Annotated in this window: 16 protein-coding genes; 10 read left to right on the top strand and 6 right to left on the bottom strand. The window is 64.9% G+C overall.

Annotated features, from left to right (window positions below; translation table 11 throughout):
• Positions 1-2 precede the first annotated feature (2 nt).
• Complete coding sequence (gene prfA / locus HMPREF0307_RS07750) at positions 3-1,079, bottom strand: peptide chain release factor 1 (RefSeq protein ID WP_066490834.1); 1,077 nt, start codon at positions 1,077-1,079, stop codon at positions 3-5.
• Positions 1,079-3,106, bottom strand: coding sequence for a transcription termination factor Rho (gene rho, locus HMPREF0307_RS07745; RefSeq protein WP_066490832.1), 2,028 nt, complete (start codon positions 3,104-3,106; stop codon positions 1,079-1,081). Before rho ends, prfA begins: the two co-directional genes overlap by 1 nt.
• Before the next feature lie 358 nt (positions 3,107-3,464).
• Between rho and HMPREF0307_RS07740 the strand changes: the two genes are divergently transcribed.
• The 5 genes from HMPREF0307_RS07740 (at position 3,465) to HMPREF0307_RS07720 (ending at position 8,942) form a co-directional block, all read left to right on the top strand.
• A complete protein-coding gene (locus tag HMPREF0307_RS07740; protein ID WP_066490830.1) occupies positions 3,465-5,237 on the top strand; it encodes a long-chain fatty-acid--CoA ligase in 1,773 nt (590 codons plus the stop codon).
• A 251-nt stretch (positions 5,238-5,488) separates the two neighbouring features.
• Positions 5,489-6,607 carry a GTP 3',8-cyclase MoaA gene (moaA, locus tag HMPREF0307_RS07735; protein WP_066490819.1) on the top strand — a complete coding sequence of 373 codons (1,119 nt, stop codon included), beginning with the start codon at positions 5,489-5,491 and terminating at the stop codon, positions 6,605-6,607.
• Positions 6,608-6,618: 11 nt separating this feature from the next.
• On the top strand, positions 6,619-7,845 hold the full coding sequence (locus tag HMPREF0307_RS07730) for a molybdopterin molybdotransferase MoeA (protein ID WP_066490815.1): 1,227 nt from the start codon (positions 6,619-6,621) through the stop codon (positions 7,843-7,845).
• Between the two features lie 30 nt (positions 7,846-7,875).
• A complete protein-coding gene (gene moaC, locus HMPREF0307_RS07725) occupies positions 7,876-8,376 on the top strand; it encodes a cyclic pyranopterin monophosphate synthase MoaC (protein ID WP_066490814.1) in 501 nt (166 codons plus the stop codon).
• Entirely contained in the window at positions 8,376-8,942 is a 567-nt protein-coding gene (locus tag HMPREF0307_RS07720) for a molybdenum cofactor guanylyltransferase (protein ID WP_066490805.1), read from the top strand. The genes moaC and HMPREF0307_RS07720 overlap by 1 nt, the downstream gene beginning before the upstream one ends.
• A gap of 43 nt (positions 8,943-8,985) precedes the next feature.
• On the opposite strand, the gene HMPREF0307_RS07715 is transcribed toward HMPREF0307_RS07720, so the two are convergent.
• On the bottom strand, positions 8,986-9,462 hold the full coding sequence (locus HMPREF0307_RS07715; protein WP_066490803.1) for a MogA/MoaB family molybdenum cofactor biosynthesis protein: 477 nt from the start codon (positions 9,460-9,462) through the stop codon (positions 8,986-8,988).
• Between the two features lie 235 nt (positions 9,463-9,697).
• On the opposite strand from HMPREF0307_RS07715, the gene HMPREF0307_RS07710 reads away from it, so the two are divergent.
• The 5 genes from HMPREF0307_RS07710 to narI are packed head-to-tail and all read left to right on the top strand — an operon-like array spanning position 9,698 to position 17,982.
• Positions 9,698-11,023 carry a nitrate/nitrite transporter gene (locus HMPREF0307_RS07710; protein ID WP_066490801.1) on the top strand — a complete coding sequence of 442 codons (1,326 nt, stop codon included), beginning with the start codon at positions 9,698-9,700 and terminating at the stop codon, positions 11,021-11,023.
• Positions 11,024-11,050: 27 nt separating this feature from the next.
• A complete protein-coding gene (locus HMPREF0307_RS07705; RefSeq protein WP_066490798.1) occupies positions 11,051-14,788 on the top strand; it encodes a nitrate reductase subunit alpha in 3,738 nt (1,245 codons plus the stop codon).
• Positions 14,788-16,383 carry a nitrate reductase subunit beta gene (narH, locus tag HMPREF0307_RS07700; protein ID WP_066490795.1) on the top strand — a complete coding sequence of 532 codons (1,596 nt, stop codon included), beginning with the start codon at positions 14,788-14,790 and terminating at the stop codon, positions 16,381-16,383. Before HMPREF0307_RS07705 ends, narH begins: the two co-directional genes overlap by 1 nt.
• Positions 16,384-17,190, top strand: a complete 807-nt coding sequence (gene narJ, locus HMPREF0307_RS07695) for a nitrate reductase molybdenum cofactor assembly chaperone (RefSeq protein ID WP_066490793.1) — start codon at positions 16,384-16,386, stop codon at positions 17,188-17,190. It abuts the gene before it with no gap.
• A gap of 9 nt (positions 17,191-17,199) precedes the next feature.
• Entirely contained in the window at positions 17,200-17,982 is a 783-nt protein-coding gene (gene narI / locus HMPREF0307_RS07690) for a respiratory nitrate reductase subunit gamma (RefSeq protein WP_066490788.1), read from the top strand.
• 211 nt (positions 17,983-18,193) lie between these two features.
• On the opposite strand, the gene HMPREF0307_RS07685 is transcribed toward narI, so the two are convergent.
• From HMPREF0307_RS07685 to HMPREF0307_RS07675, 3 genes are read right to left on the bottom strand one after another with little or no spacing between them, the layout of a single operon-like run.
• A complete protein-coding gene (locus HMPREF0307_RS07685) occupies positions 18,194-19,606 on the bottom strand; it encodes a multicopper oxidase domain-containing protein (protein WP_066490787.1) in 1,413 nt (470 codons plus the stop codon).
• The gene (locus HMPREF0307_RS07680; RefSeq protein WP_066490783.1) at positions 19,603-20,850 is read right to left on the bottom strand and encodes a beta-carotene 15,15'-monooxygenase; all 1,248 of its coding nucleotides are present in this window, start codon (positions 20,848-20,850) and stop codon (positions 19,603-19,605) included. The genes HMPREF0307_RS07685 and HMPREF0307_RS07680 overlap by 4 nt, the downstream gene beginning before the upstream one ends.
• Positions 20,807-21,943 carry a hypothetical protein gene (locus HMPREF0307_RS07675; protein ID WP_066491115.1) on the bottom strand — a complete coding sequence of 379 codons (1,137 nt, stop codon included), beginning with the start codon at positions 21,941-21,943 and terminating at the stop codon, positions 20,807-20,809. The genes HMPREF0307_RS07680 and HMPREF0307_RS07675 overlap by 44 nt, the downstream gene beginning before the upstream one ends.
• Between the last annotated feature and the right edge of the window lie 45 nt (positions 21,944-21,988).

Genomic DNA, 21,988 nt, shown 5'->3' with positions numbered 1-21,988 from the left:
GTTTAGCCCTCGGCCTCGAGGCGCTCGGCGCGCTCCTGGGTCTGCAGAGCCGTGATGAGATCCTGCATATCGCCGTTCAACACGTGGTCCAGATTATTGGCCTTATAGCCAATGCGGTGATCCGTGATGCGGTTCTCCGGCCAGTTGTAGGTGCGAATGCGCTCGGAACGGTCCATGGTGCGCACCTGGGAGGCGCGCTGCTCGCCAGCCTCGGCCTCGCGGGCCTCGCGCTCCATCTGGTCCAGTCGGGCCTGCAGAACCTGCAGGGCACGCGCCTTGTTCTGGATCTGGGAGCGTTCCTTTTGACAGGTCACAACCAGGCCGGTGGGCAGGTGGGTGATACGCACGGCCGAGTCGGTCGTGTTAACACCCTGGCCGCCCTTACCGGAAGAACGGTAGACGTCGACGCGGATATCCTTCTCGTCGATGCTGACAGACTCGATCTCGTCCGGCTCCGGGTAGACGAGCACGCCGGCCGCGGAGGTCTGGATGCGGCCCTGGGATTCGGTAACCGGCACGCGCTGGACGCGGTGTACGCCGCCCTCGAATTTGAAGACGGACCAGGCGCCGTCGCGCGACGGGGTCTTGGACTTGAAGGAGATGGACATGTCCTTCACGCCGCCCAGGTCGGATTCGTTGAGGCCGAGGACCTCCCACGCGAAGCCGGCCTTATCGGCGAAGCGCTCGTACATGCGGGCTAGGTCGCCAGCGAAGAGGGCGGCCTCTTCGCCACCGGCGCCAGCCTTGATCTCCATAATGATGTCGTCGCCATCGTGCTCGTCGCGGGGCGCGAGCAAGTCAGCGAGCTTTTCTTCGAGCTCGACCACGAGCGGCTCGAGGCGGTCGACCTCCGCCTGGAAGTCGTGGTCCTCGTAGGCCATCTCCTTGGCGTCCGCGAGATCCTCGCGAGCCTGTACGAGCTCATTGTTGATGCTCACGATGGGACGAAGCTCCGCATAGCGTTTGGACAGCTTGCGGAACATCTTTTGATCACCGGCCACCTCAGGGTCGGCCATCTGCATTTCGATGCCTTGGTACTCGGAGACGATGTCGTCAACGAGGGAAACTTGGCTAGCCATTAGACGTAATCCTCCACATCCTTGTCCGCGACCATGGGCGCGGAGCTGGCGATCTGCATGAGGAACTCGCCATTCGATTTGGTCTTCTTGAGCTGCTTGATAAGCAGGTCAATGGCCGCGAACGAGTCGAGGCCAGAGAGGATGCGACGCAGCTTCGTCATGATCCGCGCCTCCTCTGGGACGAGCAGGAGCTCGTCCTTACGGGTGCCGGACGGGTTAACGTCGACGGCCGGGAAGATGCGGCGCTCGGAAATCGCGCGGTCCAGCTTGAGCTCCGCGTTACCGGTGCCCTTGAACTCCTCGAAGATGACCGTGTCACCCGTGGAGCCGGTCTCCACCATCGCGGTGGCGATGATGGTGAGCGAGCCGCCGTTTTCGATGTTGCGCGCAGCACCCAGGAAGCGCTTCGGCGGGTAGAGCGCGTTGGAGTCCACACCACCGGAAAGGATGCGGCCCGAGGCCGGGGACGAGTTGTTGTACGCGCGGCCCAGACGGGTAATGGAGTCGAGGAGGACGACGACGTCCTTGCCCTGCTCCACGAGGCGCTTGGCGCGCTCGATGGCCAGCTCCGCGACGGCGGTGTGCTCTGACGGCGGACGGTCGAAGGTCGAGGCAATGACCTCGCCTTTGACGCTGCGCTGCATATCCGTGACTTCCTCAGGACGCTCGTCAACGAGGACGACCATGAGGTAACACTCCGGGTTATTCGTGGAAATCGCGTTCGCGATGTTCTGCAGAATGGTCGTCTTACCAGCCTTCGGCGGGGAGACGATGAGCGCGCGCTGTCCCTTACCAATCGGCATGATGAGGTCGATGACGCGCGTGGTGAGGATCTTGGGATCCGTCTCTAGGCGCAGGCGCTGGTTCGGGTAGAGCGGCGTGAGCTTGCTAAACTCTGGGCGATCCTTCGCCGTCTGCGGGTCGAGGCCGTTGACGGAGTCGACCTGCACGAGCTGGTTGTACTTGCGGCGGTTACGGCCGTTGCCCAGCGTCTTAGTACCAGCTCCGACCTTGACCTGGCCGGTCACAGCGTCGCCGGAGCGCAGACCCAAGCGGCGCACCAAGTTGTTGTTGACGAAGACGTCGCTGCCCGCGGCGTGGTAGCCGGTCGTGCGCAGGAAGGCCACGTTGTTGTCGACGACCTCAAGGATGCCGCCCACAGCCTGCAGCTCGTCGCCCTCGCGGACCTGCAGATCGCCGTTGCCGCCGTGATTGTTGCCACCCTGACCGTCGTTGCCACCGCGATTGCGGCGATTGCGACGGCCGCGGCGACCGCGGCGGCCGTTGCCCTCGTCGTCGTTGTTGTGGCGGTTGCGGCCGTTCTTGTCGTTCTGGCCGTCGTTGTCGTTCTTCTCGCCACGATCGTTAGTTCGGTCGTTACCGCGATCATTGTTGCGGTCGCCGTGACGGCCGCGGCGGTTGCCGCGCTCGCCGCGGCCACGCTGCTCGTCGTGGTTGTGCTGGTCTTCGGAAGAACGCTCAGCGTTGTCGCCCGCGTTGGAGTCGGCAGAGGAGTCCTGTGCAGCCTCGTCGTCGCCGACGCGGCTGCGCTCGCGCAGGGACTTCTTCGAGTCATCATCCTGCGCACCGTTTTGCCCCTGCTCGTTGCGGGCCTCGCGGCGCGCACGATTGCGGCGGGCGCGGCGGGCCTGAGAGCGGGACTCGTAGGTGCGGTTATCGCCGCCGTCCTGCTTCTCACCCTGGTTGCCCTGCTCCTGCGGCTCCTGCTCAGCGGCATTTTCTACGGCTGCAGAGACAGAAGCGCTTTCGGAGGCAGCCTTGCGCGGGACGCGGCGCGGGCTGTCGCCGCCTAGGACGTTGCGCTTGGGCGCGGAGGTCGCGGGGGCATCGGCAGCCTTGGCAGCCTTAGCGCGCTTCGGCGCGGTGCCCGTGGTCAACGCCTCAATGAGTTCCCCCTTGCGCAGGCCCGAAATGCCCTTGAGGCCGCGCTCGGCGGCGAGCTTGCGCAGTTCCGGCAGCTTCATCGACGCAAGGTCAGCGGCTGCGGTGGTGTCCGTAGTGCTCACGGATATCCTTTCGTTTCTCCCCGGGCCATGGGTGGGATCGCCGCGCACGCACGTGCGATAAGGCCCAGGGAGCCATCTTCAAACAATGTCTATGAATGCCCATGGACGCAATCACGGTGCGAAACGCGTTACCCGTGAGTGAAGACACACGCGGCCATGAGTAGAAATCGGGTGACTGGTGGAATGAAATTCGCGGGGACAGCGGCGCCACGAGTCTTCGAGCCGAGCACGCCGAGTGCAGCGCGTCAAAGGGGGCGACCGTCACAATCCGCACAGTCGCCACCCAGTATAGATCACCGCTCGCCCCATGTCGCAACAGGCACCCACGCGTGGCAGGTGTGCGGCTACCATAAAGGGCATGCTTTCGACGATGCAGGACGTGCCGCTGAATATCTCACGCATCTTGGACTACGGGTCCACGGTCCACGGGGCCACCCCGGTGACCACGTGGCGTGGGGACACGGCCGCGGGCGAGGAGCCACAAGAGGTCGCAACGTTTGCCGATATCGGAGCGCGTGCGGCGGCGTGGGCGCATGCGTTGCACGAAGACCTGGGGGTTACCGGCGACGAGCGCGTGGCCACGCTAATGTGGAATTGCGCGGAGCACCTGGAGATTCTCTTCGGCACAGCGTGTAAGGGCGCGGTCTTCGTGCCGCTTAATAAGCAGCTCATGAATGACCAGATTCGCCACATCATCAACCACTCGCAGGCGAAGGTCATCGTTGCGGACCCGCGCTTGGCCGTGCAGCTGAAGCGTATCTTAAGCGGCGCGCCGGAGGTCGAGTCCGTGGTCTTTACTGGCTCGGTCGGGCTTGCCGATGCCGCCCTCCACATGCCCCGCAGCGTCGCGACGTACTCCTACGAGCAGCTCCTCGACGGCAAGTCCTCGCGCTACCGCTGGCCGGAGCTCGATGAGCGCACTGCGGCGGCGCTGTGCTACTCCACGGGTACGACCGGCGCGCCCAAGGGCGTGGTCTACTCCCACCGCTCCATTTACTTGGAGGCCATGCAGCTGCGTTCCTCGGATTCGCTGTGCGTCACGCACGGCGAGACCTTCTTATGCTGCATCCCCATCTATCACGTGCTCAGCTGGGGCGTACCCTTTGCAGCGTTTATGACGGGCACCCCGTTGGTTCTTCCGGACTCGGATGTCTCGGCACCCACGCTGTCCAAGCTCATCGCTGCGACCCACCCGCGCGTGGCGCACGGCGCGCCCACTATTTGGCTCCAGCTCATCGTCCACTACATGCAAAACCCGCCGGAGCGCATGTCGCTCACTGAGATCTACGCGGGCGGCTCGCCGGTGCCGCCGCAGCTCATCAAGGTCTGGGAGGAACGCTACGGCGTGGACGTCATCCACGTGTGGGGAATGGTGGAAACCTCCACCGTGGGCTCCGTCGCCCGCCCACCGCAGGGCGTCAACGGCCCGGCGCGCTGGGCCTACCGCATCTCCCAGGGGCGCATTCCCGCCTCGTTACAGTACCGCGTGGTCAACGACGGCCAAGTCGTGCCCAAGACGGACCGCAACTCCGGCGAGATTCAGGTGCGGGGCAACCTCGTCACCGCGTCCTACTACGACTCCCCCACGGCTTCTTCGGGTGGCCCGGCCAGCGAGTTCCGCGGCAAGGCTGTGGAGAACGCCGCCTCCAAGTTCACCGCAGATGGCTGGCTGCGCACCGGCGACGTTGGCTCCGTCACACACGACGGCTTCCTCACCATCGAGGACCGCGCCCGCGACGTCATTCGCTCCGGCGGCGAGTGGATCTACTCGGTCCAGCTGGAAAACCTCATCATGTCTGACCCGCGCGTTATCGAGGCCGCCGTCATCGGCTACCCGGATAAGCAGTGGGGCGAACGTCCGCTCGCCGTCACCGTGCTCGACCCGCAGACTTCCCCCACCATTGAGACGGCTGAGTCCCTGCGCGACGCGATGCGCAAGGAGCTACCCAGCTGGATGCTGCCGGAATACTGGACCTTCGTGAAGTCCATTGATAAGACCTCCGTGGATAAATTCGATAAGAAGGACCTGCGCATGCACCTGGCCGAAGGTGAGTACAACATCATTCGCCTCTCCGGTCCGGGCGAGACCCACCGTCCCGAGTTCGACGAGTTCGAAGCGGAGGAATTCTAGGCTGGCCGTCGCCGCTTCCGGCATTAACGGGGCGACGCTGAGCATCATCACCGGCTCCGTGCTCACCACGCTCGCCGTGACGGCCTGGATGCTGCGCCGCCGTTTCCGCGAAATCCCGTTATTGCGGGGAGAGCACTCTCGGTGGGTCAGCACTACTTACGGCAGCTCGACACGCCCAGGGAATAAACACGAACAAACCCGCGTTATATTGTTTATACCCGTGCCCACGTCCAAGCTATGGTGGAAACCCTATGACTTCCCCGTCTCAACTCACCCGCGTCGCACTTCCGCTGCCGCGCATCGGCGGCGCTCCCACGCCACCCGCGGATATGCCCGCAGCTCATGCGGACGGTTCGCGCGCGCTCATCGACCGCTACGGCCGCGTCGCGCGCGACCTGCGCGTCTCCCTGACTGACCGCTGCAATCTGCGCTGCACGTACTGCATGCCCGCCGAGGGCCTCGATTGGATGCCCACGGAACACACCCTCTCCGACGAGGAGACCATCCGCCTTATCCGCTTGGGCGTCGAACGTCTCGGTATTCGCCAGGTGCGTTTTACCGGCGGCGAGCCGCTACTGCGCAAGTCCCTGGAGAAAATCATCGCGGCAACCAAGCAGCTGCGCACTGACGAAGGTGTCGCGCCCACCATCGCGCTCACCACCAACGGTCTAGGCCTACCCCGCCGCATTAAAGCGCTCAAGGAGGCGGGCCTCGACCGCGTGAACATCTCGCTCGACACCATCGACCGCGAGCTCTACGCGCAGCTCACCCGCCGCGACCGTATCAAGGATGTCTTCAAGGCCATCGCTGCCGCGAGCGAAGCGGGCCTTCACCCCGTCAAGGTCAACGCCGTGGTCATGCCGGGCGTTAATGAGGACGGCATCGTCCCGCTCGCCCGCTTCTGCCTCGAGCACGGCGCGCAGCTGCGCTTCATCGAACAGATGCCGCTGGGTCCGCGTGAGAAGTGGCGCCGCGACCAGCTCGTCACGGCGGACCAAATCCTCGATTACCTGCGCGAAGACTTGGAACTTACCCCGGCCCGCGAGCCGCGCGGCTCCGCCCCGGCCGAGCTGTGGGAGGTAACCTCCCACGATGGCACCCTCCACGGCACGATCGGCATCATCGCCTCGGTGACGCATCCTTTCTGCGGCGACTGCGACCGCACGCGGCTTACCACGGATGGCGCGGTGCGCAACTGCCTCTTCGGCAACTCGGAGACGTCCCTGCGCGACCTCATGCGTGCGGGTGCCACCGACGAGGAGCTCATGACCGCCTGGGCCGGCGAGATGTGGGCCAAGCTGCCGGGCCACGGCGTCAACGACGAAGGCTTCTTGCAACCAGATCGTCCTATGTCCGCCATTGGCGGCTAACGTAGACATCTATGTCCGTTACCATCGCTGCGCACCGCGCGCGCGTCCTCGCGCTAGCACATCCGGCCATGCCCGTCGACACACCGCTCGCGGAGCTGCCTGGCCGCGTTCTCGCTGCTGACGCTCCTGCACGTTTCCCCGTCCCGCCTTTCGATAACTCGGCAATGGATGGCTTCCTCGTCCGCCGTGCCGATCTCAAGGGCAAAGGCCCGTGGACGCTGCCCGTCGCAGGCGATGTCCCCGCGGGCTCCGCGCCGCTGTCCGTGCCTGCTGGCCACGCCGTGCGCATTATGACGGGCGCACCCACCGGAGATCCTTCCGGACTTGCCGTCATCCCGGTCGAGGACACCAACATTCCGTCCGGCCCGCACCCGCTGCCAGAGTCGGTCACTGTTTTTAGGCTGGGCGAGCGCTCGCATATCCGGCGCGCGGGCGATAGCCTCCAGCCCGGCCACCCCGCGGCGACTGCTGGCACGCCTGCGGATGCGCCCACCCTCGCCGCGCTCGTGTCGGCAGGCGTCGCCTCGGTTTCTGCCTACCCGGCGCCGTCCGTCGCCGTCGTGACGTCCGGCTCCGAGCTGCTCACGGCGACCGACGCCGCGGCGCTCTCCTCGCTCCCGGCTGGGGCGCTTCCCAATTCCAATGGCCCCATGCTCGCTGAGCTCGCCCGCGTTGCTGGCGCCAGTGAGGTCACGTACCGTCACGTCGTGGACTCACCCGAGGCGCTCGCGGCGGAGCTCGATTCGCTCGCCGCTGCCGGGGTCGATCTCATCATCACCTCCGGTGGCGTGTCCGCCGGTGCCTTCGACGTTGTTCACGAGGTCCTCGGCGCCTCGCCTGACGCCTGGTTCGGCGAGGTCTGCCAGAAACCCGGCGCGCCACAGGGTGCCTCGACGTGGCGTGGCGTGCCCGTACTCTCCTTCCCGGGCAATCCCGTGGCGGCTTTCGTGTCCTTCCATCTCTACGGTGCGCCGGTCCTGCGGCGCCTGCGCGGTCTGCCCAACGCCCCTGCCCCGCGCGTTGTCGCCCAGCCCGACGCTGAATTCCCGCGCGTACGCGACCGCGTCCTCATAGTGCCCGTGCGCCTGGACTTCACCGTCTCGCCGCCGCGAGCCACGCCCTTTAGCGGCCGCCACGTGGGCAGTCACCTCGTCGGCTCGCTCGCCGGCACACACGGCTACGCTGTCCTCGAGTCCACGCTCCCAGACGGCGCATCCGTCGACGTCTACTTTTACTAACCCCCAGATTTCCCACTGATTGGAGCCCTCATGAAGTTCACTCACCTCAACGACGCCGGCGCCGCCTACATGGTCGACGTCACGGAAAAGAAGCCCACCGTGCGCACGGCCACCGCCTGCGGCGAGGTCTACTGCTCGCCGGAGGTCCTTGCCGCGCTGCGCGACGGCACGGTGCCCAAGGGCGACGTCCTCGCCGTCGCCCGCGTGGCCGGCATCGCCGCGGCGAAAAAGGTTCCGGAGCTCCTTCCTCTCGCCCACACTATCGGCGTCCACGGCGCTGCGGTCGACCTTGAGCTGCGCGAGGACTGCGTCTTCATTGAAGCCACCGTGCGCACCGCAGACCGCACGGGCGTAGAGATGGAAGCACTCACCGCCGTCTCCGTCGCGGCGCTCGCCGTCATCGACATGGTCAAGGGCGTCGACCGCGCCGCCTACATTCGCCGTACGGGCATCGTCGCCAAGTCCGGCGGCCGCTCCGGCGATTGGTCTCGCGAGCTGCCGGAGCTCGCCGAAATCCCGGCCGCTGAGTAATGCGCCCCACAACCGGAGTCATCGTCCTCGCCGGCGGACGCGGCACACGCATGGGCGGCGTGGATAAAGGCTCCGTCACCGCGCGCGGCGCGCGCCTTATTGACCACGTGCTCGCCGCGCTGCCCTACGGCACGCCCACCGCAGTGGTCTCGCCGTACCCGCTGGGTCTGCCGCAAGTCTGCGAGTCTCCGCTCTTTGGCGGTCCCGTCGCCGGCATCGCCACCGGCTTCCACGCGCTCGACACCCCGCGGGTCGCGGTGCTCTCCGTCGATGCGCCCGATTCCCCGCGCATGCTTCCCCGCCTGGTAGCGGCCCTCGACGCCGCACCGGGGGCATCGGCAGCCGTCGCCACGACCGGCTCACGCATCCAGCCGCTCATCGCGCTGTGGAACGCGGACGCGCTTGCGGCCGCGCTGGCGGCGCTAGGTTCGCCGCACAATACATCCGCGCGCCGTCTCCTGCGCGCCGCCCCCGGCGCCCTTGTCCGCGTGCCCGGCACTGGTGCCGAAGTCGACTACGACACCCCCGCCGAATTGTGTGCCTGGGCTGCCCGCGCCTCAACCTAGTCGAAGGCTGAAGGCCTAACACTGAAGACCTAATACTGAAGGCCTAACGGGCGTCCCGGAAGATATCCCCCACGAGTGGCAGCACCACACCAAGCGTGTCAGCGACCGCGCCGCGCGAGGACGCCGAGTTGATGATGAGTGATCCACCGCCGCGATCCGTCATGCCGATGATTCCACGCGACAGCCCCGCCTTGTGCGAGGACTCCAGCCCCTTGAGCAAGACTTGGGTCTCCAGGCCGGTAAGCCGCGCGGTGACGAACTCCGCGGTGACTTCTGGCGTGTAATTCGTGGTGCCTACGCCCGTGCCGCCGATGACGACGATAACGTGCGTGCCAGCGCGCACCTCGGCGCGCAGCGCCTCCGCAACACGGGCGTAGCCTTCCGCGATCACGACGTGGGAGCCCACTTCGAAGCCCGCATCTACCATAAGCGACGCCGCGAGTTCACCCGCCGTATTGGGCTTTTCGCCGCTGAGAATCCTGTCGGCGGTAACGATGATGGCGGCCGTGGTGGGCGTCATATCTGACTCCTTCAATTCCGTACACAATGTGTGACAAATTCAACACATTCAAACGTAAACAAAACTTAGGGTGACCTTCTTCAAGTTAACCTGCACCGGGCGCGAGTGAATTATTTTCGCAACATTTTCATGCCGTAATTAAACACGGAAGAACCCGTGAAAAAGGTCATGCTCCAGCATAAACCACGATAAATTGGGAAGGAACCCTTTTCTACGAGATATGGCAAGGAAAATAATGACCGCCCTCGATACCTCCGGTTCTACCATTCAGGGATGGAACCCGGAAGATCCAGACCACTGGGATTCCAAGATCGCGTGGAAGACCCTCTGGCTCTCCACTTTTATCCTCATCATCGGCTTCGCCACGTGGTACTTGGTATCCGCCATCGCGCCGATGCTCAACCAGATCGGCTTTGATCTGTCGAAGAGCCAGCTGTACTGGCTCACCTCCATCTCGGGCCTCGCCTGCGGCCTGTTCCGACTGCTGTTCATGTTCCTGCCGCCGATCATCGGCACGCGCAAGCTCGTGACGCTGTCCTCCCTGCTGTTTATCATCCCGATGCTCGGCTGGTTCTTCGCCGTGCAAAGCACCTCGACCCCGTTCTGGTGGTTCATGGTGCTGGCCTTCCTCTCCGGCGTCGGCGGCGGCGTCTTTTCCGGTTTTATGCCGTCTACCGGCTACTTCTTCCCCAAGCGCATGTCGGGCACCGCGCTGGGCATCCAGGCCGGTATCGGTAACTTCGGTATCTCCTTCATTCAGCTCGTCGCGCCGTGGCTCATGGGCTTTACGCTCCTGGGCATCGGCTTCGTGGCGCCGCAGCGCACGGATGAGGGCGATATCTTCGTGCACAACCCGGCTATCTTCCTCGTGCCGTGGGCCCTCGTCGGAGCTATCCTCGCGTGGACCATGCTCAAGGACGTGCCGATCAAGGCCAACTTCCGCCAGCAGATCGACATCTTCGGCAATAAGAACACGTGGATCCTCACCATCGTCTACCTCATGACTTTCGGTGCGTTCTCCGGCTTCGCGGCTCAGATGGCACTGCTCATCAACAACATCTACGGCGCTAACTCCTCTTTCGCAGGCACCTTCGAGAACCTGCCCAAGGGCGCGACCTACGCCTTCCTCGGCCCACTCATCGGCGCACTCGTCCGCGCACTCTGGGGCCCACTGTGCGATAAGTTCGGCGGCGCCATCTGGACTTTCATCGGCTGCCTCGGCATGACGGTCTTCACCGCAGCCTCCGCGCTCTTCCTCAACCCGAGCGACCCGAGCGAGTTCAAGTGGTTCCTCACCTGCATGCTCATCATGTTCTTCTTCACGGGTCTCGCTAACGCCGGCACCTTCAAGCAGATGCCTATGATCCTCCCGGCCCGCCAGGCTGGCGGCGTCATCGGCTGGACCGGTGCCATTGGTGCCTTCGGCCCGTTCGTCGTGGGTGTGCTGCTTTCCGCCATGCCTGCGGCTACGTTCTTCTGGGGCTGCGTGGTCTACTTCATCATCACCACGGCGCTCGTGTGGATCTACTACGCCCGCCCCAACGCTCCGTTCCCCGGCTAAACCAACTTCCTAGGAGTATTTTCACCCATGACTACTCACGTTGAGCCCCAGAATGGCAAACTCAACCCGCTGTTCAAGCTGGGTGCCTACCTGCGCCACGGCGAGGCCAGCGACTCCGGCCAGCAGCTGTTCCTCCAGGGCGGCCGCCAGGCTGATGTCTTCTACCGCAACCGCTGGGCCTTCGACAAAATGGTCCGTTCCACCCACGGCGTGAACTGCACCGGTTCCTGCTCGTGGAAGGTCTATGTCAAAGACGGCGTCATCACCTGGGAGTCCCAGGCAGTGGACTACCCCACCACCGGCAATGACATGCCGGAATACGAACCGCGCGGCTGCCCGCGTGGTGCATCCTTCTCCTGGTACACCTACTCGCCCACCCGCGTGCGCTACCCGTACGCCCGTGGCGTGCTCGTCGACATGTACCGCGAGGAAAAGAAGAAGACCGGAGACCCGGTCCTCGCCTGGCGCGCCATCCAGGAAGACCCGGACAAGCGCACGGCCTATATCTCGCAGCGCGGCAAGGGCGGACTCATCCGCATTACCTACGAGGAGGCCATCGAGATGGCCGCCGCGGCACACGTCTACACCATTCGTGAGCACGGCCCAGACCGCATCTTCGGCTTCACCGTTATTCCGGCCATGTCGCAGGTCTCCTACGGTGCTGGTTCGCGCTTCCTTCAGCACATCGGCGGCGTAGCACTCTCCTTCTATGACTGGTACGCCGACCTTCCGCCGGCCTCCCCGCAGACTTTCGGCGACCAAACGGACGTCCCGGAGTCAGGCGACTGGTACAACTCGTCCTACCTCATGATGTGGGGCTCCAACATTCCGGTTACCCGTACGCCGGACTCCCACTTCATGGTCGAGTCCCGCTACCGCGGCACCAAGGTCGTTGTTGTCTCCCCGGACTTCGCAGATAACACGAAGTTCGCCGACGAGTGGGCGCAGATCAACCCGGGCACCGACGCCGCCCTCGCGTTCGCCATGGGCCACGTCATTCTCAAGAAGTTCCACGTCGAGCGCCAGGAACCGTATTTCATGAACTACATGCGTAAGTTCACGGACTCACCGTTCCTGATCACCCTCGAGGACCGCGGGGATGGCACGTACACCCCAGGAAAGTTCCTCACCGCTGCCCAGCTTTCCGATGCCTCCCTCAACGGCTCCCCCAATGCCGCCTACCGCACGCTCGTCATGGAAGAAGACGGCAAGGTCGTCGACCCGGGCGGCACGATGGCAGACCGCTGGGACATGGAATCCTCCAAGTGGAACCTCTCATTGGGCAACGCCGATCCGGTCATGTCCATCGCGGAGACCGACTCCTACTCCACCGCCGAGGTGCTCTTCCCGCGCTTCGACCTCGATGCTGACCCGAGCGATGTGGGCACCGATAAGCCGATCGGCGCCGGCGTTGTCCACCGTGGCGTCCCGGTCCGCGAGGTCGACGGCCAGCTCGTGACCACCGTCTTCGACGTGTTGCTCGCCCACTATGGCGTCAACCGCGAGGAGCTCAATCTCCCGGGGTCCTGGCCCAAGGACTTCTACGATGCCTCCGAGGTCGGCACCCCGGCTTGGCAGGAAGAGCTCACCGGCGTCGCCGCTGAGACCTGCATCCGCATCGGCCGCGAGTTCGCGCAGAACGCCGCAGATTCACAGGGCCGCTCCCAGATCATCATGGGCGCCGGCGTCAACCACTACTTCCACGCGGACACTATCTACCGCACATTCCTGACGCTCACCTCCATGTGTGGCACGCAGGGTGTTAACGGCGGCGGCTGGGCTCACTACGTGGGCCAGGAGAAGCTGCGCGCCATCAACGGCTGGACCCAGTGGGCCATGGGCACGGACTGGCAACGTCCGCCGCGCCACATGATTTCCACCGGCTTCTACTACTTCGCCACGGAGCAGTACCGCTACGACAACTCGCACGCCTCGCACCTGGGCTCGCCGCTGGCTAGCCACGGCTCCATCGAAGACAAGATGGTCGCCGACACGATGGTCGAGGCCATGACCCGCGGCTGGATGCCCTCCTACCCGCAGTTCAACAAGAACTCGCTGCTCCTCGCGGACGAGGCCAAGGCCGCTGGCCAGGACATCAAGGATTACGTTGTCAACCAGCTGGAATCCGGCGACCTCGAGTTCTCCTACAACAACCCGTCGGCCAAGGAAAACTGGCCGCGCATCCTGCTCAACTGGCGCACGAACCTGCTGGGTTCTTCCGCCAAGGGCACGGAATTCTTCCTGCGCCATCTGCTGGGCGTGGACTCGGACGCCACCGCGGCCGAGCTCTCCCCGGAGGAGCGCCCGAAGTCCATCACCTGGGTCGACGACGCGCCTGAGGGCAAGCTCGACCTCATGCTGACCACGGATTTCCGCAACACATCCACGACGCTCGTCTCCGACATCGTGCTCCCAGCCGCCACCTGGTATGAGAAGCACGACATGTCCTCGACGGATATGCACCCGTACCTGCACTCCTTCAACGCGGCGATTAACCCGCCGTGGGAGGCACGCACGGACTTCGAGGTCTTCCGTGACCTCGCTGCCTCGCTGTCCGCGATGGCTGTGAAGTGGCTGGGCACGCAAACCGACGTGGTCACGCAGCCGAGCCACCACGACACCCCGGATGAGATGGGCATGGCCCGCGGAATCGTCCCCGATATCAAGGAAGTCGGCCTCGTCCCGGGGCTGACCATGCCGAAGATCGCCACCATCGAGCGCGACTACACGAAGATCTACGAGAAGTGGACCCACTTGGGCCCGCTGTCGGCCAAGGCCGGCACCGGCGTCCACGGCACGAAATTCAACGTGGAGAAGCAGGTCGAAGAGCTTAAGCTCATCTGCGGCACCGAGAAGACCTCCATGGGCGAGCTCGTGGATCTCACGAAGGACACCAAGGTCATCGACGCCATCCTGCATCTGTCCGGCGTCTCCAACGGCGAGCTCGCCAAGCAGGGCTTCGAGTTCCTCTCGTCGCGTACCGGCAAGGACCTCACCCCGCTCGGCACCGCTGACGAGGATGTGCGCATCACATGGGACTCCATCAAGGAGCGTCCGACCGAGATCATCACCTCCCCGGAGTGGACCGCAGATAAGCGCAATGGCCGTCGCTACACGGCGTTTAGCATCAACGTCGAATTCGACAAGCCGTGGCACACTATCACTGGCCGCATGCACTACTACATCGACCATGACTGGTTCATGGACTACGGCGAGTCGCTGCCGGTCTTCCGCCCGCCGCTCGACCACCTCCGCATGCACGGCGAATTTGAGCCGGGTCAGCAGCTGACCAACGAGCGCGGCGAGGCCGAGGTGACCCTGCGTTACCTCACCACGCACAACAAGTGGTCCATCCACTCGCAGTACTTCGATAACCTGCACGTGCTGTCCATCTCCCGCGGTGGCCAGGTCGTGTGGATGTCCGACAAGGACGCCAAGAAGATTGGCGTCGCGGACAACGAATGGGTCGAGGTCTACAACCGCAACGGCGTCGTCTCCGCCCGCGCCATCGTCTCCCACCGCATCCCGGAGGGCACGATGATTATGAACCACGCCCAGGAGCGCACAGTGGGTACGCCGCTCAACGAGCACACTGGCCGCCGCGGCGGTACGCACAACTCGCTCACGCGTATTTCCATCAAGCCGGTTCACATCGCGGGCGGCTACGGCCAGCTCACCTACCACTTCAACTACATCGGCCCAACCGGCAACAACCGTGACGAGGTCACGCGCGTGCGCCGTCGTTCCCAGGAGGTTACCTACTAATGAAGGTCATGGCCCAAATCTCCATGATTATGAACCTGGACAAGTGCATCGGTTGCCACACGTGTTCAGTCACCTGTAAGCAGGCATGGACCAACCGCGAAGGCACCGAGTACATCTGGTTCAACAACGTCGAGACCCGTCCGGGTCTGGGCTACCCGCGCACCTGGGAGGACCAGGAGAAGTGGAAGGGCGGCTGGGAGCTCACCTCCTCCGGCAAGCTCAAGCCCAAGGCGGGCGGACGCTTGAAGAAGCTCGCCACCATCTTCCACAATCCGAACCTGCCCACCATCCAGGACTACTACGAGCCGTGGAGCTACCAGTACGAGGACCTCATGGGTGCCAAGGCCGGGCAGAAGACCCAGCCCACCGCCAAGCCGGTCTCCCAGATCGACGGTCGCGAGATCAATAAGATTGAGTGGTCCTCCAACTGGGACGATAACCTCGGCGGCTCCACCACCACGATGGACGCGGACCCCACGCTGCACAAGATGAATCTCTCCGTGAAGAAGGAGATCGAGGATTCCTTCATGTTCTACCTGCCGCGCATCTGCGAGCACTGCATGAACCCCACCTGCGTGTCCTCCTGCCCGTCCGGCGCCATGTACAAGCGCGCCGAGGACGGCATCGTCCTCGTTGACCAGGACCAGTGCCGCGGCTGGCGTATGTGCGTCTCCGGCTGCCCCTACAAGAAGGTTTACTTCAACCACAAGACCGGCAAGGCTGAGAAATGTACTCTCTGCTACCCGCGCCTTGAGGTCGGCCAGCCGACCGTCTGCTCCGAGACCTGCGTGGGCCGCCTGCGCTACCTCGGCGTCATCCTCTACGACGCTGACCGCGTCGCCGAGGCCGCATCCGTCCCGGACGAGAAGGACCTCTTCGAGGCACAGAAGTCCATCATGCTCGACCCGCACGACCCGGAGGTCGTCAAGGCCGCCCAGGCTGCGGGCATCCCGCACTCCTGGATCGATGCCGCGCAGAACTCGCCCATCTACGACCTCATCTTCAAGTACGGTCTGGCACTGCCGCTCCACCCGGAGTACCGCACGCTGCCCATGGTCTGGTACATCCCGCCACTGTCCCCCATCGTCGACCAGGTGACCAAGTCCGGCAACGACGGCGAGGACCACAAGATCCTCTTCTCCGCCTTGTCGAATATGCGCATCCCGCTCGAGTACCTCGCAGGCCTGTTCACGGCCGGCGACACGGTGCCCGTCGAGAAGTCCCTGCGCCGCCTCGTCGCCATGCGTTCCTACATGCGTGATATCAACCTGGGCAACGAACCGCAGGAAGAGATCGCACAGGCCGTCGGCATGACCGGCGAGGACATGCTCTCCATGTACCGTCTGCTGTCCATCGCGAAGTACGATGACCGCTACGTCATCCCGACTGCGTCCCCGGAGACCCCGCGCGGCATCGCCTCGCTCGATCCCTTCGGCAACGTCGACCCGTCCCGCGCCAGCGACGATGTCTTCCATGACCTCGGCATGGGCGCTCCGGAAGCCTGCCACACCGAGGGTGCGGCGGCATCGGAAGGCAAGGTCTCCTTGCTCAGCTGGACGGGCGACCGCCCGGACTCCATGTTCCCGGAGCGCTAAATGGGTATCTTCGAAAAGCTCGCCGCGCGCATGCCGGTGCCCCAGCCTGACGATGCCCCCGCAGGCTTCGGCACGCCCGCCGGCATCGGCAGCATGGGCGGCGCCGCCGACGTCAAGCGCACCGTGCGCACGCATACCGGTAAGGTTCCAGCAACACTCGTCGCGCCCGTCGAGGTCACCGATGACCAGCGGCGCCTCGTCGCCATGGCCGCCTCCGTGCTGCTGCGTTACCCGGGCGAGGATTACCTCGAGCGCCTCGACATCGTCCAGGAGCAGCTTGGTGAGCTGCCCATGGCGATTGCGACTGACTTCATGACCTTTGCGGACTGGGCGCGCTCGACCGGCCTGCGTGGGCTCGAGGAGCACTACGTCGAGATCTTCGACCAGCGCCGCCGTTGCTCGCTCTTCCTCACCTACTACGCGGTGGGCGATACGCGTCAGCGTGGCATGGCCATCTTGTCCATCGGTGAGCAGCTCAAGTCTTTGGGCTTTGAGCTCGACTCCGATGAGATGCCAGACCACCTCTGCGTCATGCTCGAGGCACTCGCCTACACCGAGGGCGAGCCGCATGCCCGCGCGGTGGAGATGCTCGCCAGCTATCGTGAAGGCATCGAGGTGCTCCGCGCCGCGCTGGAGCAGCTTGGCTCGCCGTATTCGCACCTCATCGTCGCGCTATGCAAGGCCCTGCCCGACGTCGACGAGGAGACCGCGCAGAAATACGTTGACCTTATCCGCACCGGCCCGCCCGCTGAGATGGTGGGTATCGCCGATCTTCCCTTCCCCACCGCTCAACCCGACATTCATTAAGGATCCACCATGGAACATTTCAATAACTTCCTCTGGGGTGCGTTCCCGTGGCTCGCTATCGCCGCCTTCTTCGTGGGCATCTTCTGGCGCTGGCGCACCGACCAGTTCGGCTGGACCACGCACTCGTCCCAGATTTACGAATCCAAGCTGCTGCGTCTGTCCTCCCCGCTCTTCCACTGGGGCATGGTCTTCGTCGTCATCGGCCACCTCATGGGCCTGGCAATGCCCAAGTCCTGGACCCGTGCCGTCGGCATCAGCGACCACGCCTACCACCTCATCGCGACGATCCCCGGCTCCATCGCCGCCGTCGCCGTGGTCCTCGGCTTCTGTGGCCTGCTCTACCGCCGCATCGTCAACCGCTCCGTTTTCCTGTCCACCTCGAAGTCGGACAAGGTGATGTACGTCTTCCTGGGTCTGGCGCTGCTCTCGGGCACCATCGCGACGTTCTCCACCCAGGTCTTCGGCGGCCCGCAAGGCTACGACTACCGTGAGACCATCTCGCCGTGGCTGCGCGACCTCATCGTGTTCAATATCCACCCGGAGACGATGGTTGACGTCCCCTGGCAGTTCAAGCTCCACGTCCTCGCTGGCTTCACCATCATCGCCGTGTGGCCGTACACCCGCCTGGTCCACGCGTTCTCCGCACCGGTCGGCTACGTCACGCGCCCGTATGTGGTCTACCGCTCCCGCGATTCCCGCGCGACGGACATGCGCCGCCACGTCGCCTGGGAGCCGGTGCGCAACCACCACTCCCAGCTCGACAAGTCCGAGACACCTTCGCACGGCGCCTAACCGGCGCCCTGCCCCACCAACGCCCGCTCTCCTCGCACAGGAGCGCGGGCGTTTCCCGATCCCTGCCCTGTGTCTTTACGCCGTCTAAGTCCCTACATGTGCCGCTCTTGGGCACCGTCGGCGGCCACAACTTCCGCCCCTTGATAGGAAGACACAAAGACACCGCGCCTCGAACCGGGGCGCGGTGTCTCGGGTGCCAGGTGGCTGCGGTCTACTCGGTGACGATGATCTTGCCGTGCTGGCCCTTCTCGGCGTTCGTCATGATGTGGTTGACGAAGCTGTACGTGCCGGGCTCGTTGAAGGTCATCTCCACGAAGCCGCCTTGGGCAGGCAGGAGATCGAGGGCCTGCGAGCCGGTCCGCTTCTCGTCGCGGATGAGGTACGTGCCCTCCTTGTAGACGGTGTCAAACTGCTCGCCCACGACGTGGAAGCTCAGCGGCTGGTCCGGGCCGACGTTAAGGACCCACAGGCGGACGGTCTCGCCGACCTTGGCGTGCAGCGGCTCGAGGTCGTACTGGTTGGGGTAGCCGTTAAACGCCATGAGGTCGAAGTCACCGTTCGCGACGCGGTCGGGGTTGGCACCGATGGCTTGGTCGCCGAGGAAGACGTCGGAGGCCACGAACGTGTACTCGCCGTCAACGTCGCTCAGGGCGTCGTCGCCGACCGGGTCGATGATGACCGCGCCCATCATGCCGTTGGCGATGTGGAGGCTCATCGGGTCGGTCGAGCAGTGATACATCCAGATTCCCGAGCGGTTGGCGGTGAACTCGTAGGTGAGCTCCTCGCCGGGCTCGATGGTCGCCATGGTGGTGTCGGGGTTGACCTCGCCGGCGTGGAAGTCGACGGAATGGCCCATGGTGCCGTTGTTGACAAGCGTGATCTTGAACGTGTCACCCACCTTACCGTGAAGCGTCGGACCCGGGGCTTGGCCGTTAAAGAGCCACTGCACTTGTTTCACGCCCGGCGCGACCTCGCGGACTTCCTCGGTCATCTCCCACGTCTCCTCGTGGACCGTGCCCGTCGACGGTGCCAGAGCGGCGTCGCGCGCCTGGAAATCGTCGCGCTTCTTCGTGCGGTCCGCGGCAGACGGCACGGTGACAAACGGGTTGGAGGCACCGGCGACGGCATGGTTGTGCTCACCAGTTGAGGCTTCGGAGTTCGCACCCGTCGCATGCACCATGAACGTCATGCCCTGCATCTCGTGGCCAGCAATCGTGCAGATGCCCTTGATGTCCTCCGTGATGACGCCCACGTCGAGCTGCGCGGACTTGCCCGGCTCGATGCGGCCGGTCTCGTTATCGCCGATCTTCAAGTCGTGGACCTTGTCGCCGGTGTTCGTAAAGTTCACGATGAGGCGCGAGCCCGCGGGCACGTCCACGGAATTCGGCACGAAGGCCATGCCGTCCACGGTGACATCGACAACGACATCGTCTCCAGATGCCGCGACCGGAGCCGCCGGCGATGAGGCCTTGTTCGTTGCCGTCGTGTTCACCACGGCGAGCACGACCACGGCCGCGATGGCGAGGCCAATGAGCAGCCAGGCGGCCCAGCCGTTGGCGTTCGACTTCGCCGGTTGAGCCGGCTGGGACGGTTGGGAGGGTTGCGGGGACATAAGATTCGTCATGCGGACTTCCTAACTTTCAGCGACCAGCAGATAGTCGCCACGTGACCGATGAGGCCTAACCCCATCATGATAATCCCGGCCAGTGCTGGGCCGGTAAGCGTAATGAGCGCGCCAAGGTTGACCAGCACCACACGCGCGGGCGCCGCGAACGTGCCGCGTCGACGCCCTTCGTAAACGGCCTCACGCCCACCACCGCGCAGCGTGGGCAGCAGGTGCGTGAGCACGCCCGTAACGAGTTGGAGCAGCCCGCCGCCCACGAAGGCCGGCATGAGCACGAGGGTGACTGCCCGGGGGAAGGCTCCGGCCAGGACTGAGGCGGCATCGGCAGCGTTGAGCGCCACCATCCAGAACACTCCGGCCAGCACGCTTGCCGATGCCGCCGTTACCTGCGGCGCCCCGCCCAGCACGCCCGACACGACCGGGGCGATAACGAGCGCACTGGCGAGCACAGTGAGCAGCTGCGCAATGCCCGCGGGCACGGGCAGGCCGAGCGCGTAGCACACGACGGCGGCCGAAAGCCCACTGCAATGCACCGTGAGCGCACGCAGGCAGCGGGCGCGGGCGGTGGGCGAAATCTTCGTGCTGGAGAGGGTGGGCAGCAGCGTCACCACGGTGCCGACGATGGTGAGCAAGGCAAAGCCCCAGACCGCCGCGCGTTGGTGGGCCGCGATGAGCGAGGAATAGTTGCCCACTCCCCGCCCGGCGAGCACGGCGCAGACGACGGCGACGATCATGAAGGCGGCGGCCGCGATGTAAAAGGGCACGGTGACGGCGAAGGACCCGGCGAGCGAACCGCGCAGGGCGCGCGCGATGGCCCAGATGTGCCACGCGAGGGAGGCAATGATGAGGAGCGAGGCGGCATCGGCAAGCGGGCCCCAGTCATAGCCCGCGCGGTCGATGAGTAGGAGGAGGAGTCCCACCTGGACGAGCGCCACGCGCGCGGCAACGGCGCGGTAATCCTGTGTCGCGGTGCGGGTGAGCGCCTCGGCGAAGTGCGTGGAATAGACGATGATCGCCGTGGTGAGCGCGCCGATGGTAAACGGGTGGATGAGCTCCCACCAGATGACAGGTGCGCCGAATTGGCGGGCGATGACGTAGCCCATGCCAATAAAAATCCACAGCGCGATGACCGCGAAGGCCAGCGTGTGCCAGCGGCGGCGGCCTGCGAGCGAGACGTCGCTCAACGGCGCGGCCTGCGCTTTAAGCCGTGGTTGCGGTGCGCTGGGGCCGAGTCCTATCTCCATGACGCGCCTCCTTCCAGGTAAGAATTATGCCGGTAACTAAGAACACGAGCACCGCGAGGATGGTCGCGAGCCCGCCCGATTGATAGGCCCCGGCGTACTGGCGCAGATCCGCGTAGATGCGCAGGGCCAGTCCCAGGTGCAACAGGATGAGCGGCACGTAGAGCGCCGGGTGATACGGGAGCTTGCGCCGGATGACCGAGGTCAAAATGGTCGGCGCGTGGGCGAAGATCATGGAGATGACGAAGCCCAGGAAGACCGCGTGGATGGATGCATCGTAGGCAAAGCCCGTCACGTCCGGCCCGAAGGCCAGCCAGAACACGCCGCCAAGGGCGAGCCAGCCGTAGCCGGCGAGCATCGCGATGGCCGTATAGCGCGGCAGGCCGGTGGACCGCACGAGGTTCTTCGCGACGTCGAGCTGGGCCGCGCGGGCCGCACACGCGACGAGGGTGAGCCCCATGACGCGGTAGCCAATGGCCGGGTTGGCGAGGAAGAGCACCGCCGCGGCGGCGAGTGCCAACACGAGTGCGGCGAGCGAACCTCCGGCGCGGGCGCCGGACATGGTAAGCCGCGCGAGCTCCATGCGTTCACCCAGGATGGTCGCCACGGCGTAGAGCACCGCGAGCGGCATCGCGGCGGCGAATCCGCCGGTGGTGGCCCACTGGACGGCCGCGGAGACTCCGCCGAGCACGCCGACGGCCTGCACGAGCACGGCGAGCATGGGCTGACGGTGGCGGTAAATCTCGGTGTATATCGCGCCGAGGACGAGGAACGAAGCGGCAAAGGCGGCTGCGGGCACGGCACGCGGCAGGCCCGCGAGCAACGTCACGACGCCCAGGACGTGGAACGCCGGTCCCGCCCACGCCCAGGACGTGCGCACGGCGACGGCGCGCTCCAGGCCGATGGCGCCGCCCACGAAGCCAAAGACCATAAGCGGCCCATGGTCGCGCGCGATGGAGGCCGCCGCACCCGCAGGCCCCCACGTCAAGCCGAGCAACGAGGCGCCGGCGGCGAGACCGACGAGGAGCGACGCGCCCGCGACGGCAAGGAACGCCATCCGGTGCGCGACGCTCTGCGTGGCTCGATTATTTTTCACGAGTTTTATCGTACTAATATTGAGCCTAAGATAAAAGCGAACATC

Source organism: Corynebacterium sp. DNF00584, from assembly GCF_001552965.1.
Taxonomy (GTDB): Bacteria; Actinomycetota; Actinomycetes; order Mycobacteriales; family Mycobacteriaceae; genus Corynebacterium; species Corynebacterium phoceense.
Note: the sequence above shows the minus strand (reverse complement) of the source record. Positions and strands in the feature narration are given on the sequence as shown.